At 58.3% G+C, this 15,723-nt stretch carries 14 protein-coding genes; 6 read left to right on the top strand and 8 right to left on the bottom strand.

Going from position 1 to position 15,723, the window contains the following annotated elements:
• The first annotated feature begins 54 nt into the window (after nucleotides 1–54).
• Nucleotides 55–645 carry a recombination mediator RecR gene (gene recR, locus G6R15_RS13205; protein WP_164660362.1) on the top strand — a complete coding sequence of 197 codons (591 nt, stop codon included), beginning with the start codon at nucleotides 55–57 and terminating at the stop codon, nucleotides 643–645.
• On the opposite strand, the gene G6R15_RS13210 is transcribed toward recR, so the two are convergent.
• The gene (locus tag G6R15_RS13210; protein ID WP_164660364.1) at nucleotides 642–1,490 is read right to left on the bottom strand and encodes a DMT family transporter; all 849 of its coding nucleotides are present in this window, start codon (nucleotides 1,488–1,490) and stop codon (nucleotides 642–644) included. The genes recR and G6R15_RS13210 overlap by 4 nt on opposite strands.
• A 172-nt stretch (nucleotides 1,491–1,662) precedes the next feature.
• Entirely contained in the window at nucleotides 1,663–2,058 is a 396-nt protein-coding gene (locus G6R15_RS13215; RefSeq protein WP_164660366.1) for a VOC family protein, read from the bottom strand.
• 38 nt (nucleotides 2,059–2,096) lie between these two features.
• Here G6R15_RS13215 and G6R15_RS13220 point away from each other — a divergent pair, with 38 nt between their 5' ends.
• Nucleotides 2,097–2,903 carry a MaoC family dehydratase N-terminal domain-containing protein gene (locus tag G6R15_RS13220; protein ID WP_164660369.1) on the top strand — a complete coding sequence of 269 codons (807 nt, stop codon included), beginning with the start codon at nucleotides 2,097–2,099 and terminating at the stop codon, nucleotides 2,901–2,903.
• Between the two features lie 157 nt (nucleotides 2,904–3,060).
• On the opposite strand, the gene G6R15_RS13225 is transcribed toward G6R15_RS13220, so the two are convergent.
• Nucleotides 3,061–4,095 carry an FAD-binding oxidoreductase gene (locus G6R15_RS13225; RefSeq protein WP_164660900.1) on the bottom strand — a complete coding sequence of 345 codons (1,035 nt, stop codon included), beginning with the start codon at nucleotides 4,093–4,095 and terminating at the stop codon, nucleotides 3,061–3,063.
• 62 nt (nucleotides 4,096–4,157) lie between these two features.
• Here G6R15_RS13225 and mnmD point away from each other — a divergent pair, with 62 nt between their 5' ends.
• Together mnmD and G6R15_RS13235 are read left to right on the top strand one after the other, a co-directional pair.
• A complete protein-coding gene (gene mnmD / locus G6R15_RS13230; RefSeq protein WP_164660371.1) occupies nucleotides 4,158–4,823 on the top strand; it encodes a tRNA (5-methylaminomethyl-2-thiouridine)(34)-methyltransferase MnmD in 666 nt (221 codons plus the stop codon).
• Nucleotides 4,824–4,858: 35 nt separating this feature from the next.
• A complete protein-coding gene (locus G6R15_RS13235) occupies nucleotides 4,859–5,695 on the top strand; it encodes a DMT family transporter (RefSeq protein WP_164660901.1) in 837 nt (278 codons plus the stop codon).
• Here G6R15_RS13235 and G6R15_RS13240 read toward each other — a convergent pair.
• The gene (locus G6R15_RS13240; protein ID WP_164660373.1) at nucleotides 5,654–7,636 is read right to left on the bottom strand and encodes a lytic transglycosylase domain-containing protein; all 1,983 of its coding nucleotides are present in this window, start codon (nucleotides 7,634–7,636) and stop codon (nucleotides 5,654–5,656) included. The genes G6R15_RS13235 and G6R15_RS13240 overlap by 42 nt on opposite strands.
• A 133-nt stretch (nucleotides 7,637–7,769) precedes the next feature.
• Between G6R15_RS13240 and dapA the strand changes: the two genes are divergently transcribed.
• Together dapA and G6R15_RS13250 are read left to right on the top strand one after the other, a co-directional pair.
• Nucleotides 7,770–8,642 carry a 4-hydroxy-tetrahydrodipicolinate synthase gene (gene dapA / locus G6R15_RS13245; protein ID WP_164660375.1) on the top strand — a complete coding sequence of 291 codons (873 nt, stop codon included), beginning with the start codon at nucleotides 7,770–7,772 and terminating at the stop codon, nucleotides 8,640–8,642.
• A gap of 251 nt (nucleotides 8,643–8,893) precedes the next feature.
• Complete coding sequence (locus tag G6R15_RS13250; RefSeq protein ID WP_164660377.1) at nucleotides 8,894–9,970, top strand: DUF2652 domain-containing protein; 1,077 nt, start codon at nucleotides 8,894–8,896, stop codon at nucleotides 9,968–9,970.
• 180 nt (nucleotides 9,971–10,150) lie between these two features.
• On the opposite strand, the gene G6R15_RS13255 is transcribed toward G6R15_RS13250, so the two are convergent.
• Genes G6R15_RS13255 through G6R15_RS13270 form a run of 4 tightly spaced genes read right to left on the bottom strand, consistent with a single transcriptional unit; the run spans nucleotide 10,151 to nucleotide 15,667 of the window.
• Nucleotides 10,151–11,023: a DmsC/YnfH family molybdoenzyme membrane anchor subunit gene (locus G6R15_RS13255; protein ID WP_164660379.1), complete on the bottom strand. Its 873-nt coding sequence runs from the start codon at nucleotides 11,021–11,023 to the stop codon at nucleotides 10,151–10,153.
• Nucleotides 11,023–11,787, bottom strand: coding sequence for a 4Fe-4S dicluster domain-containing protein (locus G6R15_RS13260; protein ID WP_164660381.1), 765 nt, complete (start codon nucleotides 11,785–11,787; stop codon nucleotides 11,023–11,025). Before G6R15_RS13260 ends, G6R15_RS13255 begins: the two co-directional genes overlap by 1 nt.
• Nucleotides 11,787–14,609 carry a molybdopterin oxidoreductase family protein gene (locus tag G6R15_RS13265; RefSeq protein ID WP_164660384.1) on the bottom strand — a complete coding sequence of 941 codons (2,823 nt, stop codon included), beginning with the start codon at nucleotides 14,607–14,609 and terminating at the stop codon, nucleotides 11,787–11,789. The genes G6R15_RS13260 and G6R15_RS13265 overlap by 1 nt, the downstream gene beginning before the upstream one ends.
• Before the next feature lie 26 nt (nucleotides 14,610–14,635).
• Nucleotides 14,636–15,667 carry a YeiH family protein gene (locus G6R15_RS13270; protein ID WP_164660386.1) on the bottom strand — a complete coding sequence of 344 codons (1,032 nt, stop codon included), beginning with the start codon at nucleotides 15,665–15,667 and terminating at the stop codon, nucleotides 14,636–14,638.
• Nucleotides 15,668–15,723 lie beyond the last annotated feature (56 nt).

Here is a 15,723-nt window from a genome sequence, read left to right on the forward strand (position 1 = left end):
TCGACCTGATGCGCCTGACGCCCTAGACTGACACAAAACAACGGGCACGGGCACATGAGCAATTCAGACATCGACAACCTGATCGAATTGATGGCCAAGCTTCCCGGGCTTGGCCCACGCTCGGCCCGTCGCGCAGTGCTGCACTTGATCCGCAAACGCGCTCTGTTGCTGACCCCGCTGGCCGACACGATCCAAACAGTCGCCGCCACCGCGCGCGAATGCCTGAACTGCGGCAATGTTGGCACAACCGACATCTGCGAAATCTGCGTCTCGGAAAAACGCGCTACGGGCGAGTTATGTGTCGTCGAAGATGTGGCCGACCTTTGGGCGATGGAACGCTCGGGCGTGTTTCGCGGTCGCTATCATGTTCTGGGTGGTACGCTGTCGGCGCTCGACGCCATCGGACCTGAAGAACTACGCATCCCCCGTCTGATCGACCGAGTCACCGGCGAAAACATAACCGAGGTGATCCTGGCGCTGAACGCCACGATCGACGGCCAGACCACCGCCCATTACATCGCCGACCTGCTTTATGGCCGTGTACGCCTGACATCTTTGGCCCAAGGCGTACCCATCGGTGGCGAGCTGGATTACCTGGACGACGGAACAATCACCGCCGCCATGCAAGCTCGCAAGGAGCTTTAGGCCGCTTCTCGCTGTGACCACAGGACAGCCACGCAGACTACGACCCCGCCAATCGCTGTCTGCACCGCCGGAACTTCGGCCAGAAAAACCCAGGCCAGCAGTGGCGCCAGTGGCATCTCGAGAGTGGAAATCAGCGCAGTTTGCGCAGGCGGCAGGCGCCGCGCGCCTTCGGCTAATGTGACCGACGCGACTGCAAAAAACAGACCAAAGACCAGGGCAATACCAATCTCTGACAGGGGAACGGATAATGGATCGCCAAAGTTCGCGCCAAGTGGGACAAGAAACAGCGACGACATTGCAGCCGGAAACCCTGCGGGCGTGTCCGGCCAAATCCGGTAGATCACCATTATACCAGCCATCATCAGAGTCATCCAAAGGGCCAACAAATCGCCCGTCAGATGACCGCTGACGCCCGAGCCCCAGAAGATCACCGCCACACCGCCACAGGTCACTGCACTGGCGATCAGGGTTTTCAATCCGGGCCGTTCGCCGATGAAGATCCACGCCAGTGCTGCGGCCAGGAATGGCGACGCAGCATAGATCATCGACACATTAGCGACCGAGCTTAGCTTGAATGCTGGGATAAAGGCTGCCGTGCCTGCTGCCCCCAGGACGGCCACCGCCACAGATGGGCCACGAAAGACACGGACCTCTTCCCGCAATATCCCGCGCACGGCCAGATAGCACAGCGTAAATCCAGCAGCCGCAAGTCCTCGCCAAAACAAGATTTCCCATGCGCCCGCCGATACCCCCTTGGTGAAAATTCCCGCTGCACTGAATACGATGGCCGAGACCACCACCAATCCAACTCCGGTGCTGCGTTGAATAGAAATTTGCTGTGTCACACGCCCCTCCGACTTTTGTAGGCCGGAAATACGACACCGCTCCTGACAGCTGTCTGTCAGCACTCTTGTTCGGCAACTGGTTGGGGCTCTGCTTCAACAAGCATAGTGGCCCTTACAGTATGACAAGCAACTACTGAAACCGGGCGTGCAAGACATCAATGCGCCTAAAGGCCTAGGGTTTGACTCCAATCTCAATCAGGTTGCCGTCGGGATCGCGAATGTAGACAGACATAATCGGGCTACTTGCTCCGGTGCGATCGACGGGACCATCTTCGATTGGAACCTCTAGCTGGAACAAGTGTTGGGTCCATTCATTGATCGTATGGTCCGTCAGAAAGCAAAGATCGGCTGACCCTGGTAAAGGATGCCGCGCCTTTGGATCAAAAGGGCGTTTAGCGGAGTGGAGATTAATCTTCTGCCGCCCAAACTTGAGCGCCGTTCGAGTAGAGCCATCAGCTGGATGAAACTCTTCGACCAAAAGTCCCAACACATCGGTATAAAACGCAACTGTTGCGGGGATGTCGGCAACGGTCAGAACCAGATGATCGAGCGAGGTGACAGAGGGCATGCATTGTCCTTTGTGGTGATCCGCGTAAGGTGCCCGCTATGACACTAGCTGACCAGCCCGAAATCCAAAACGACAGAATGGACCCTGCCCGCGCGCTGGCGTTCCAGATCGCTTTGGGGCAAGACCCTTCGATCGAGGCTGAAACACCCTTGCCTCCGTTTTTTCATCAGCTCTATTTCTGGACCCCGCGCCCGCCCAACGAACTTGGGCGTGATGGCCATCCGCAGGTTGGCGGTGGGCTGATCCCCGACATGGGATTGCCGCGCCGGATGTGGGCCGGAGGTCGTTTGACATTTTCGGCTCCTTTGCGGGCCGGGGTGGCGGCCGAGCGCCGTTCGACTCTGGAAAGCAAGACATCGAAGAAGGGGCGTACAGGACCGTTGGCATTTGTCACTCTGCGCCATGACATCTGGCAAAACGGAGCTCTGTGTCTGAGCGAGTGGCAGGATCTGGTCTATCGCGAAGACCCCAGCAATGATGCGCCCAAGTCGACCGCGCCCCAAGCGCGCACGGACGAGACCGACATGCAAAAGGCCAGCTTCGATTCAACGTTCCTGTTTCGTTACTCAGCGTTAACTTTCAATGGGCACCGGATCCACTATGATCTGGACTATGCCCGTGAAGTTGAAGGATATTCGGGTCTCGTGGTGCATGGGCCGCTGCTGGCACAGAAACTGATGTTGCTCGCAACCGAAGTGATCGGACCATTGGCAGAATTTTCGTTCCGTGCGTCATCCCCATTGATGCATTTCGAGCAGGCAGAGTTTTGTCGAAACGGCAATGATCTTTGGGCGCGTGGCTCGGACGGGCGACTTTGCATGCAGGCGGTGGCGGTGGCTGAATGAAACCTAAATCGCGAAAGCGCGGCTAAGGTCTTTTCATGCGCCAACCGCCGCGCGAAGCGCGGCCAGGCCCAACCGGAGGCGGCGGTCCGCATGGACCGTCAACGACGGGCGGGAGCACCTCTGAATCTGGTGCTGCCATCTCGAAACACTAAGGTCTTCACAAGCTTTTCTCTGAGCGGAATTCATCAGGGATTTCATCGCGCCCTTCCAGCATCAGATCCGCCATCACCTCTGCGATTTTTGGGGCCATGCCAAACCCAATTTTAAAACCACCGTTGGCGATGAACTGTCTCGGATAGAGCGGATGTTCGCCCAGCATCGGTGCACGGCTTTTGGTTCGGGGTCGAACCCCGGCCCAACGTTCAATGACCTCTGCCCCATGCAACAAAGGCAGAGCGCGAATGGCGCGGTCCAGTACATCATCCAGCTGTTTGTCCGTGGTATCCGGGGCGTCATACTCTCTCTCTGACGTCGACCCGATCGCCAGTGTTCCGTTCGCATGTGGAATGAAATGCAGCGAATCTGCATAGAGTTGCGGGACTTCTCCGGCGTCAAACCGCAGCAATGCGGCTTGCCCCTTTACGCCGTTGCCAACTGTTTTTCCCATTGCCTCGGACAGTTCCAACAATCCAGCCACTCCGGTGGCATGCACCACCTGGCCGCGATCCTCGCCGCTTGCCACAACCTGAACACCCATTGTTTGCAACGCCGCGACCAAAGCCGCACAAGCCAGGCGTGGGTGCATTCGGGCGCTTAGTGTGTCGTGGATGACAAATCCTGTCAGACTGGGGGGGCACCATCCCCCCATCTCTGACACCGGTTTCACACTCCAATCGGCCTTGCCTTGCCACAAATCCTTGGCAGTTTCAGCGCGCTTGTGCGCCAATTCCAATGTGCGCGTGTCGGCAATTGGCTGCAGTCGCCCCAATCGCCCATACCCTGAAGAAACGCCTCCCACCTGCTCAACCCGAAACCAGAACGCCTCAGCCATGATCAGACTGTCGAATTGAAACGCCTTCTTGGCGTTCCAGTTCTCGGGCACGTGCGGAGCCAAAGCCCCAACCAATCCACCGCTGGACCCGGCACCTGCGCCATAAGGATCAATTACTTGCACTTTTGCGCCGCGCTGTGCGCAGGTCCACGCAATAGACAGGCCAAAGATACCGGCCCCGCGTATCGTCACATCTGCCATTGCCAATCTGTGCCGCCTTCGTCAGTGTCGCGCTGTTTCACCAGCCTTTAGGGGATAATGCCATGACTGACCAGCGCGCGGAACTGAGTTGGGCAGACGACACCATTCCCGTCTCAGACCGGTTCGATGACCCCTATTTTTCGCTCCAGAACGGGTTGGAGGAGACGCGTCATGTCTTTCTGGCGGGTAACGATCTGCCCACACGATTTGCCCCCGGATTTCGCATTGCCGAGCTGGGATTTGGCACCGGTCTGAACATGCTGACTGTTTGGGCGGAATGGGAACGGTCAGGGCAGACGACCCCCCTGCACTTCACCAGTTTTGAAGCCTATCCGATGGACCCGGCCGACATGTCCCGCGCGCTGCAGGCCTTTCCCGAACTGTCGGATTGGTCGGCACGGTTTCTGGCGCACTGGAACGGCAAGACCTGCGATTTGGGTACGTTGCAAGTGCACGTCATTCAAGGGGATGCACGCCAGACGCTCGCAAATTGGAAGGGCGCGGCAGATGCCTGGTTCCTGGACGGGTTTTCGCCCGCCAAAAATCCCGAACTGTGGGAGTCGGATTTGATGGCTCATGTCGCAAACCACACAGCACCGGGCGGTACGGCTGCCACATATACCGCAGCAGGTTTCGTGCGCCGTGGGCTTGACGCAGCGGGCTTCACCGTCACGCGCACCCCCGGATACGGACGCAAACGGCATATGACACGGGCGGTTTTGGATTGACGCAAAAGAACAACATTCCTGCGGGCATTGCCCTGATGGTGGGCGCGACCGTGGTCTTTGCCTTGCAGGATGGCATGTCGCGGCATCTGGCGGGCACCTACAACACCTACATGGTCGTTATGATCCGCTATTGGTTTTTTGCGGCCTTTGTTATTGCTCTGGCCGCGCGCGCGCCTGGGGGACTGCGCGAGGCCGCGCATACCGAACAGCCTGTGCTGCAAATTTTTCGTGGAATGCTGCTAGCCGGTGAGATCTGTGTCGCGGTCTATGCCTTCACTATCCTTGGATTGATCGAAAGCCAGGCGGTGTTTATCAGCTATCCGCTCTTGGTTGCCGCACTCAGCGGGCCAGTGCTGGGTGAAAAGGTCGGCTGGCGTCGGTGGGCCGCGATCGGAGTGGGGTGCATCGGGGTTCTGATCATCTTGCAACCGGGCGTGGGCGTGTTCAACCCGGCAGCGATCATCCCGTTGATCTCGGCCCTGATGTTTGCGCTTTATGGTTTGCTAACCCGCTACGCGGCGCGCAAAGACAACACTGCAACGTCGTTCTTCTGGACTGGTATCTCTGGCGCCGTGATGATGACCGCGATTGGTTTGTGGTTTTGGGAACCGATGGCACCTGCCGATTGGGGCTGGATGGCGATGCTGTGCGTGTCAGGGGTTACTGGCCACTGGTTGTTGATCAAATGCTACGAGATGGCCGAGGCCAGCGCGGTACAGCCTTTCGCCTATTTTCACCTGATGTGGACTGCGATCGTGGGCATTACAATCTTTGGCGAGACCCTGCGCGATGCCGTGGTCATTGGCACGGCGCTGATTATCTCGGCAGGTCTATTCACTCTGTGGCGCGAACGCGCGCAAAGTCGAGCCTGACAGCTCTTTTGAGAAGGGGATCGGTAGAGCCTCTTTCCCCAGTCGGGCGCGGTAAACCGGCAGGCTTTCAGTCACGCGCATGACGTAATTCCGAGTTTCGTTGAAGGGGATGTGTTCGATCCAGTCGACCATGTCCGGCGTGCCCGTGCGAGGATCACCAAAACGCTCCATCCACGAAATAGGTCGGCGGGGACCTGCGTTGTAGCCGGCAGACATCATCACAACGTTACCGACAAAATCACCTGCCAGACCCGCCAGATAGTTGGCGCCGAGCTTGGCATTGTATTCCCAATCCCGTGTTAGTCGATCGGTTTTGTGACCACCAAGCAAGCCAAGATCCGTCGCCACCAGCTTGGCCGTTGCAGGCATAACCTGCATCAATCCGCGCGCCCCTGCACCGCTGATGACCACATGATCAAATTCACTCTCGCGACGCGCGATGGCGAGCGTCATTTCCTTGGCCATGGGCAGTTCTTTGCTCGCAACCGGGTGCAATGGGTAATAAGCAGATGGGATTACAACGCCTTGGCGCGCGGCGCGTTTTGCAACCATCACTGCAAGGTGGGGTTGGCCCATGTCGATCACCATATCCCCCAGTTGCGCGGCTTGCTCGGCTGGCAGGTCCTCGACCAGATGAGTCAAGAAACGCTCTGCCAGATTGGTTTCACCTGCGCTCAGGAAGAGAAGCGACGCCTCAAGAACGCTCGACTTCATGAATGTAGCCTCTCGCCACGGCGGGTTCTCTGGCGGATTTGCCAGATCGGGATCGAACCCACGACCGATTTGCTCGGCAGCCAGCAGCCCATAAAACGACGTCTGATAGTTCGCGCCCGAGGCATAAGCCTCTTGCGCTTTGTCCACATCCCCCAGTTCAGCATAAGCGCGGCCGCGCCAGTATCCACCGCGACCTTTGGAAATCGGTGACGCAATCGCTGCCTCGAACCGCTCGAAATGGCGCACGGCAGTGGCTGGATCGCCCAATTTGCGTAGGGCAATAAAGCCTGCCAACCATTCCAGATCGGCATAGGCGTAGCCCATTTCGGGTGTCATGTGATGGCGTGCGGCAACGCGGTAAGCCCGTTGATTGTTGCCTTGTCGCATTTCCAGCCTTGCCAACCTGCGCCGTCGTGGACCCCATTTGTCTGGCTCACCCAAAGCCTCAGGGCTGGTGGAACGTTCCAGCATCAGGTCTACGGCACTGTCGTCCAGCTCTTTACGGTCGCGCCAGACAAATCGTTGATAGGCCAGACCTGGAGAGTCCGACAGGGACTTGGGGATCGCGGTGATCTTGGTGTCCACTCCCGGCTCCATCTCGAACAATGCGATCCGCGCCTCGGCCAGCTTGCGCTGTCCTTCGCTGACCAGAGACAACATACGTTTCGAGCTGATCATGTGCTCGTCCCAGATCAGCCGATCCAGACGCGCAGCATGATGTGGTTTCAGCAACTTGCCAAAGTTTTCCAGGTAGTCCTTTTGTAACCCGCTGCCCATCGGCATCGTGCGCCAGGCCTTGACCAGTTCCGCCTCGGCATCACCCCGCTGGCCCGTGGCCATCAAGGCCGCGGCGTAGTTTAGGGCGCCCTCGGCGGTTTGTGGGGGCATCTGGGCATAGAATTTCAGCACCCGGTCCGGGTCGGCGTTGGTAAACGACGGCTCGCTCTTGCGGCGCAGAAAGTCCAACCCCGGCCAGTCAGGCCGCCGGGCCAGAAACACCAGCACATCGCCCGATGTGCCAAATCCCTTACGCAGCCAATGCCACACAATGATGTCGCGCGGCACCGACCCACGACCGCCCGAAACGCGCAGTGCGTCGTTCCAATTTCCGGCCCGCATTTCCTTGAGACCTAGTTTCAGATCATCTGCCGGTCCTGCACCTGCAGAGCCCCCTATCGCAGCGCCAAGCAAAATTAGGGCCACAACAGCGGCCAGAACGCGCGTCATCACTTGCATTTCCCAATCAACCAAGGCTAGAGCCTGTTACGTTAAGCCGTGTTCGGCCGGGATCAACACACAATCCCGAAAGAATGCAAGTTCGGCGGGTCACTGCCCGCATTGCCAACCAGGGAGCATCCCAATGTTCACAGGCTCTATGCCAGCCCTCGTCACCCCGTTCCTCAATGGTGAGTTGGACCTGGATAGGCTCAAACACCTGGTGGAATGGCATATCAGCGAAGGCTCGACTGGCCTTGTGCCCGTGGGCACCACGGGCGAAAGCCCGACCCTGAGCCATGACGAGCACGAAGCCGTTATCGCCGAGGTGGTCAAAGCTGCAGCCGGTCGCGTGCCGGTCATCGCCGGTGCTGGGTCGAACAACACGGTCGAGACGATTCGCTTTGTTGAATTTGCTGCCCGCGTCGGTGCGGACGCTGCATTGGTCGTGACGCCATATTACAATAAACCGACACAGCGTGGCATGGTCGCGCATTTCACGGTGGCACATGACTGCGCCGATATCCCGATCATCATCTACAATATCCCGGGCCGTTCGATGGTAGACATGACCCCGGACACCATGGGTGAGCTGGCCAAGCTACCGCGCATCATTGGCGTCAAGGATGCCACGGGCGACATCGCCCGAGTCAGCCAGCAGCGCGGCTCATGTGGTGCGGACTTCTGCCAGTTGTCGGGCGAAGACGCGACCGCGCTTGGGTTCAACGCACATGGTGGCGTGGGCTGCATCTCGGTCACTGCAAATGTGGCGCCTAAGCTGTGTGCTAAATTCCAGCAGGCGACGCTTGCGGGCGATTATGCCAAAGCGCTGGAGTATCAGGACAAGCTGATGCCGTTGCACGAAGCGATCTTTATCGAGCCGGGTCTTGTCGGTGCGAAATACGGCCTGTCGAAACTGGGCCTGTGCAGCGAAGAGGTCCGCTCGCCGCTGACTGGTCTGGAAGACAGCACCAAAGCCGCCATCGACGCGGCCATGGCGCACGCAGGATTGATCTAATTGGCTAAAGTCGGGCAGCCGTCGAAAAGGGCGGTGCCAAAGCGGGTAAGCCTCTGACCAAGAGGGTTGCTGATCATGCGCTTGCGGGTGCGCGATCAGCAACACCTCAATGACCGGTTTGAGCCCAAATCTGCCGGATGCCGCTGCTCTAAATCAATGCGTCAAACTACCGATTTCTGCTTGTGTATGAATGGTTTCCGCATACTCTGAGTGCTCTCTATCGTTTTCACTTCAATACGGGAGGTCCAACAATGTCGACGCACACTGGATATCTGCTGATCGCTGATATCACCGGCTACACTCAATTCCTGACCTCCTCAGAAATGGATCATGCCAATCCCATCTTGCAATCCTTGCTGAGTGTTTTGCTCGAGCAAATTGGTGACCCGCTGAACTTTTGGAAAACCGAGGGTGACGCTGTTTTGGCGTATTCGACGCGTCAGGACTTCCCGTCTGGTGAGACGTTTCTCACCATCTGCGAGACCATTTATAATGCGTTTACTCAGAGGCGGCAGGACATAATCGCCAATACGACATGCCCATGCCAAGCCTGCGCCAATGTCGGAAATCTGGACCTCAAGATCATCGCCCATCATGGCAAGTTCGATGAGATGCAACTTGGCCCCACCAAAGACATTTCCGGCCCCGATGTCATCTTGGTGCACAGAATGACGAAGACCGACGTCACTGAACGTACCGGTATTGGCAGCTATGCCCTGTTCAGTGAAGCAGCCGCACAAGCAATGAATATCAGTGACATAATGGAACCTTTTTCGCAGGACTTTGAGCACTTTGGCGAAGTCAAAATGAAGGTCTACGATTTGGCCAAATCATGGGAAAAGATGCGTGCCACCCGCGAACGCGATTTCCTTGAAGAAGATGACGGCATCTGGACAATACGATACCATTTCGACGCTCCAAAGGGAGTTGTTTGGGAAGCGATCGTCGCTCCCGAACACAAGGTGAAGTGGACAGCCGATGTCACTGATATCAGGATGGAAAACCCGCTTGGACGTCTTGGCCCAGGGTCCGGCTACCATTGCGCACACGCAATGTCCGATTTTTTCTTTCGGGTCACCTACTGGGAACCCTTTGAATATTTTTCGACGCAAATGCTCCACCCTGCGCGGCCAGAAATCAGCTTCCCAGACACGTACCATCTGATGGAGACCGATACCGGTACCGAAGTGCGCTATACCATTGGTATTGCTACTGACGCTGATGGAGTGCGATCGGAAGTTGCCGAACAAGAGCTATTGGCATTTGCTGCGGAATTCTGGGCGGCTTCATTTGCCGACTTGGATGCGCAACTCAGCGCTTCCAAATAGACCACCATTATCAGAGCGAATCGAAAGCTCTATCATTGGACAGAGCAACGGCGGCTTTGTCCGCACATTTGCCTTTTGAAATGGCAGCACCCTCGCAGAAATCTGCGAGGGTGCTTGTATCTTGGGGGCCGCTGCTTTCTTTGTGTGAAGCCGGGGGAACCTGCCCCAACCCCGCGCAGTTTATCGTTTGCCGTAGTAAAGGCCGACCACGTGTTCGGCCTGAGCAAAGAACAGCCAGCGTGATGTGGCGATACCTGCCAGGTGCGACAGCACCGCGATCAGCGCGCCAAAGTGGTGGGGCGAGAGCAGCAGGATCAGGATCGGGAGTACAAAGGCCAGAGTGAAGGAAATCACCCGCAGCTTGGCCGCGTGTTTGCGACCGACCACATGCACAAACTCGCGCAGCAGATAGTTGGTGCCGGTGTGGGGCGGTTCAAAGGCGCGGACCTTACCGCGCGAGCCCAGACCCGTTGCCGTGCCCATATCGGTGCCCGAGTTGGCAAACGCACTGTCGCCCTGTTTCCAATAGGCGAGTTGCACCAGCGCAGCGATGGCCAGCAGGATCATGGCTGCATCAACCTGGCCAGCCAGCAATGCGCCACCTGCGATTGAGAATGACAGGAACATCGCCGGAGTCAGCTTCATGTTCCAGCGCGGGATGGTCTTGAGCTGGGTATAAATCATCGAGGTGGTAAAGACTGTCAGCAGGCTGAACAGTGCTCCGATCAGACCCAAGGCAGTGTAGCTTGTGTCAAGGAACACCAGACCGGCCCCGTAAGGTGCCATGACCAGCAGCGCGATGACCGCGCACCATCCTTCACGGCTGAGCCAGCTTGAGCGCCACTGTGTGAATGCCTTCATTGCGCGCTCGGGGTGACCCAGGTGAAAGGTCGACGCCATCAGGCCACCAACCGCCAATGCATAGGCGATGGCAAAGAAGACAAACGCGACCCAACCTGTCACGTCAGGATATCCCAAGCCCAGGAACAGCAGCAGGCCAAAGCCCAGGCCCGACAGGGTGGTGAATACGATAACTGAAGGTGCGGGATGCATCAGGCGTTACCTCCGGGGAGTTTGTCGAGGGCTTTGTCCAGCCATCCCATGAAGCCCTGAGGCTCTTCGGCCACGGGGGCCAGCAGGGGGGCGAGAATGTCGATTTGTTCTTCAATCGTGTCCTTGGGGCGGGGCGGCAGGTATTTGTTGACGGGCTTGGTGCCCATTTCGGGCATCAGGTCCATGCCACCACGCTCATCGACTAGTTTCGAAACTTCGCTGTTAGGGTCACCCAGATCGCCAAAGTGACGAGCACCGGCGGGGCAGGTCCGTACACAAGACGGGACACGGTCAACCTCTTCGAGGTTCTCGTTGTAGATCCGGTCAACGCACAAGGTGCATTTCTTCATCACACCTTCGGTCACGTCCAACTCGCGCGCGCCATAGGGGCAGGACCACGCACACAGGCCACAGCCGATGCAGTCGCTTTCGTTGACCAGAACGATGCCGTCCTCGACTCGCTTGTAGCTGGCCCCAGTGGGGCAAACGGTGACGCAGGGCGCGTCCTCGCAGTGCAAGCAGGATTTCGGGAAGTGGACCAGCTGTGCGTGGCCCTGTTCGGGCTGCACCTCAAAGCTGTGGACACGGTTCAGGAATGTGCCCGACGGGTCCGAGCCGTAGGCATCTTGATCCGATAGCGGAGCACCGTAGTTTTCTGTGTTCCAGCCTTTGCACGAGATCACGCAGGCGTGGCAGCCGACACAGGTATCCAGGTCGATCACCAGACCCATCTTGCGGTCAGTGGATTGGGGGAGTTGGGTCATTATTTGCCTACCTTCCACGCCAGGTTCTTGGGACCGGTTCCCACCGGTGATTTGATCGGTTCAAAGACCGGCTGACTTTCAGCCAAATCTTCGGGCGCGCCTGCCTTTTCGATTTTGACCTTCAGGTCGAACCATGCGGCCTGACCGGTTACGGGGTCCGAGTTTGCCCACCGCATTCCGTCACCCTTGGCGGGCAACAGTTCGTGGATCAGGTGGTTGAGCAGGAAGCCTTTGGTCGCTTCGGGCGCGTCTTCTTCCAAGGCCCACGCGCCTTTACGTTTGCCGATGGCGTTCCAGGTCCAGACGGTGTTGTCGTTCAGCGCCGCCATCTCCATCACCGGGACGGTGATCTCGCCGTGGGGCGAAGTGACTTTGGCCCAATCGCCGTCCTGCAAGCCATGCTCGCGCATCAGCTTGGTCGGGACATACAGCGGGTTGCGGCCATGCAACTGACGCAGCCAGGCGTTCTGGGTGCCCCACGAGTGGTACATCGCCATGGGGCGCTGTGTCAGCGCGTTGACGGTGAAACCTTCGTTGCCCTGCTGATCGGTTTCGTACCAGATCGGCATCGGGTCCAGCTTTTCCTTGATCCGCTCGCGCAGATGTTCGGGCGGCTGGCGGTCGCCATGACCTTCGGCAGCCAGCTGGAATTTGCGCATTGGTTCCGAATACAGCTGGAACAGATAGGGCTGCGGGCTGTCATAGATACCCATGTCCACAGCCCAGTTCTGATAGGACGTGTTCCAGGGTTTATAGTAATCCGCACCATCCGGGATGTGGGCCACGTAAAAGCCGCCATTCTCGATGTAGCGATCCAGCTGCTCGGGGTTCACTTCGCCCCGGCCTTCTTTGTCGCCGTTTTCACCACGGAATCCTGCGAGCGGGCCAATGCCCGGTTTACGCTCGTGGTTGACGATGTAGTCGGCGTAATCCTGCCATTTGGCACTGCCGTCTTCGTGTGTAAAACCGGGCAGTTTCATCTTGTTGGCCAGCTGCACCAGAGCGGTCTGGAAGCCACGCACATCACGGTCAGGTTCGATCACCGGCCAGCGGATGGCGTCTGCTGCTGCATCGGCTTCACAGATCGGGCGATCCAGCAGCGAGATACAATCGTGACGCTCCAGATAGGTGGTGTCAGGCAGGATTAAGTCGGAATAAGCCACCATTTCCGAGCTGTAGGCGTCGGAATAGATGATGCGCGGGATGACGTATTCGCCGCTCTCATCCTTGTCGGTGAGCATCTCCATGACACCTTTGGTGTTCATGGACGAGTTCCACGACATGTTCGCCATATACATGAATAGCGTGTCGATCTTGTAGGGATCACCCGCATGTGCGTTCGAGATCACCATATGCATCAGCCCGTGGCTGGACATCGGGTTTTCCCAAGTAAACGCCTTGTCGATCCGCGCCGGGCTGCCGTCTTCTTTCAGCGCCAGGTTTTCCGGTCCACGCACAAAGCCCAAGTGCGGGCCGTCCAGCGGCGCGTCAGGGGTCACTTTGGAGTGCGGTGCAGGGTGCGCCTCTACCGGTTTGGGATATGGCGGCTTGAAACGGAAACCGCCGGGGACTTCGACGGTGCCCAGAATGATCTGCAGCACATGCAGCGCGCGGCAGGTCTGGAACCCGTTGGCGTGGGCAGACACACCGCGCATCGAGTGCATCGAGACCGGGCGGCCAATCATCTTGGTGTGCTTTTCGCCGCGGAAGTCGGTCCATTCCTTGTCGAGCTCGAACGCTTCGTCGAACGCAACGCGGGCCAGTTCACCGGCGATGGCACGGATGCGCTGAGCCGGGATGCCACACCGATCAGCCACGGCCTCGGGCGCATATTCGTCCGACATGTAACGTTCGACCATGTCGTGGAACACGGGGCGGTGGGTGACGCCGTCTGTTTCGTATGTCGCGGACAGGTCGGGCCGGACGCCTGGCTTGTCGAACGCGGTCAGTTCGCCTGTTACGCGGTCGATGACCAGCGGCTTGTCGTCTGCATCGCGCAGGAACAGACCTTTTTCGGGGCCTTCGCTTGCGTTGATCAGAACCGGCGCGTTTGTGTAGCGGCTAAGGTAATCAAGGTCGATTTTACCGGCCTTGAGCAGCACGTGGATCATCGACAGGATGAACAGACCATCGGTGCCGGGCGTGATGCCGACCCAGTCGTCGGCAATCGCGTTATAACCCGAGCGGATCGGGTTGACGCCTATCACCCGCGCGCCGCGCGCTTTGATCTTGCCCAGACCGATCTTGATAGGGTTGGAATCGTGATCTTCGGCGACGCCAAACAGCATGAACAGCTTGGTGTGGTCCCAGTCGGGTTGACCAAATTCCCAGAACGCACCACCCATGGTATAGATGCCGCCCGCCGCCATGTTGACCGAGCAAAAACCGCCGTGTGCCGCATAGTTGGGCGTGCCAAAGTTCTGCGCAAAGAAGCTGGTGAAAGATTGCGACTGATCACGCCCTGTAAAGAACGCCAGCTTTTCGGGGCTGTCCTTGCGGATCGGCTCCAGCCAACCTGCCGCGATTTCCAGCGCCTCGTCCCAGCTGATTTCTTCGAACTCACCCGAACCACGGGGGCCGACGCGTTTCATCGGCGCCTTCAGCCGCGATGGGGCGTTGACCTGCATGATCCCTGCCGAACCCTTGGCGCACAACACGCCTTTGTTCACCGGGTGGTTTCGGTTGCCCTCGATATAGGCGACCTTGCCGTCCTTCATGTGCACGTTGATGCCACATCGACAGGCGCACATGTAACAGGTGGTCTGCCGGATCTCGTCCGAGACCTTCGGAGACGTGTCGATCTTAGGTTGCTGGATTGTCATCTGGCGTCCTTCTGTTGGGCGGCGTCTCAGGTCAGGAAAGTCATTCCCCCGAGGATCACTCCGGCAATGAATAAGGTTTCAACGATGATCAGGGCGATGGCGGCGCCGCCGACCGAGAGTACTTGTTTGAGGTTGGTCTTCATGCCCACCGCTGCGATGGCGACGAGCAAGAGCCAGCGCGAGGCTTGGCTCAGGAAATCCGAGATCACGGGCGGGATCAAACCAAACGAGCTGGCAGCGGCCAGAACCAAGAATCCGATCACGAAACCGGGCAGGATTGGCGGCCGATCACCACCTTCGTCCATTTCGGTAAAGCGGCGAATGATCAGCGAAGCGACCAGAACGATGGGGGCTAGCATGGCAACGCGAAAGAGTTTGACGAGCGTTGCGGTGTCTCCGGTCTGTTCCGAGATCGAGAAACCCGCACCAACGACCTGCGCCACGTCGTGGATCGTGCCACCCAGGAATACACCGCCTGCGACGTCGTTCATGCCCAGCGTGCGCACCAGGATCGGATAGGCGATCATGGCGATGGTCGACAGGACGGTCACCCCGAGAACAGTAAAGATCAGGCGTTCCTCCGAGCGTTCATCCTTGGGCAGGATGGCACTGATCGCCATAGCGGCGGATGCCCCACAGATGGCAACCGACCCGGCAGTCAGAAAGGCAAAGCGCCATTTGTGGCCAAAGAACCGCGCAATCGCGAGACCGAATGCGATGGTGGCCAGAACGCCTCCCACTACCAGCGCGATCAGATCCCAGCCAAGGCCCATCATCAGCGTCATCGAAACACGAACACCCAGCAGGGCCACACCAAGGCGCAACAAAGTACGGGCAGAGAAGGCAACACCCTGAACAGCTTTGCCCTCTTCGCCCAGGAAACTGATGGCGATGCCCAGAAGCAGGGCAAGCAGCATGGCCGGGGTGGCGTAGTGTTCAGACAGAAATTTTGCGGCCACAGCCACCATAATGGCGACCATGATGCCGGGGAACAGCTCGCGCGTGCGCGCTGTGTACCGCTCAACAAACGACAGGGTTTCAGGATTTGCGGACGCCATATCTATTGTTCTTTCCTTTTTTCAATATGGGTCGCAAAGACCCCGGCTCGGGGTCG

The sequence above is a fragment of the Tropicibacter sp. Alg240-R139 genome, from assembly GCF_900537075.1.
In the GTDB taxonomy this organism is placed as follows: domain Bacteria; phylum Pseudomonadota; class Alphaproteobacteria; order Rhodobacterales; family Rhodobacteraceae; genus Falsiruegeria.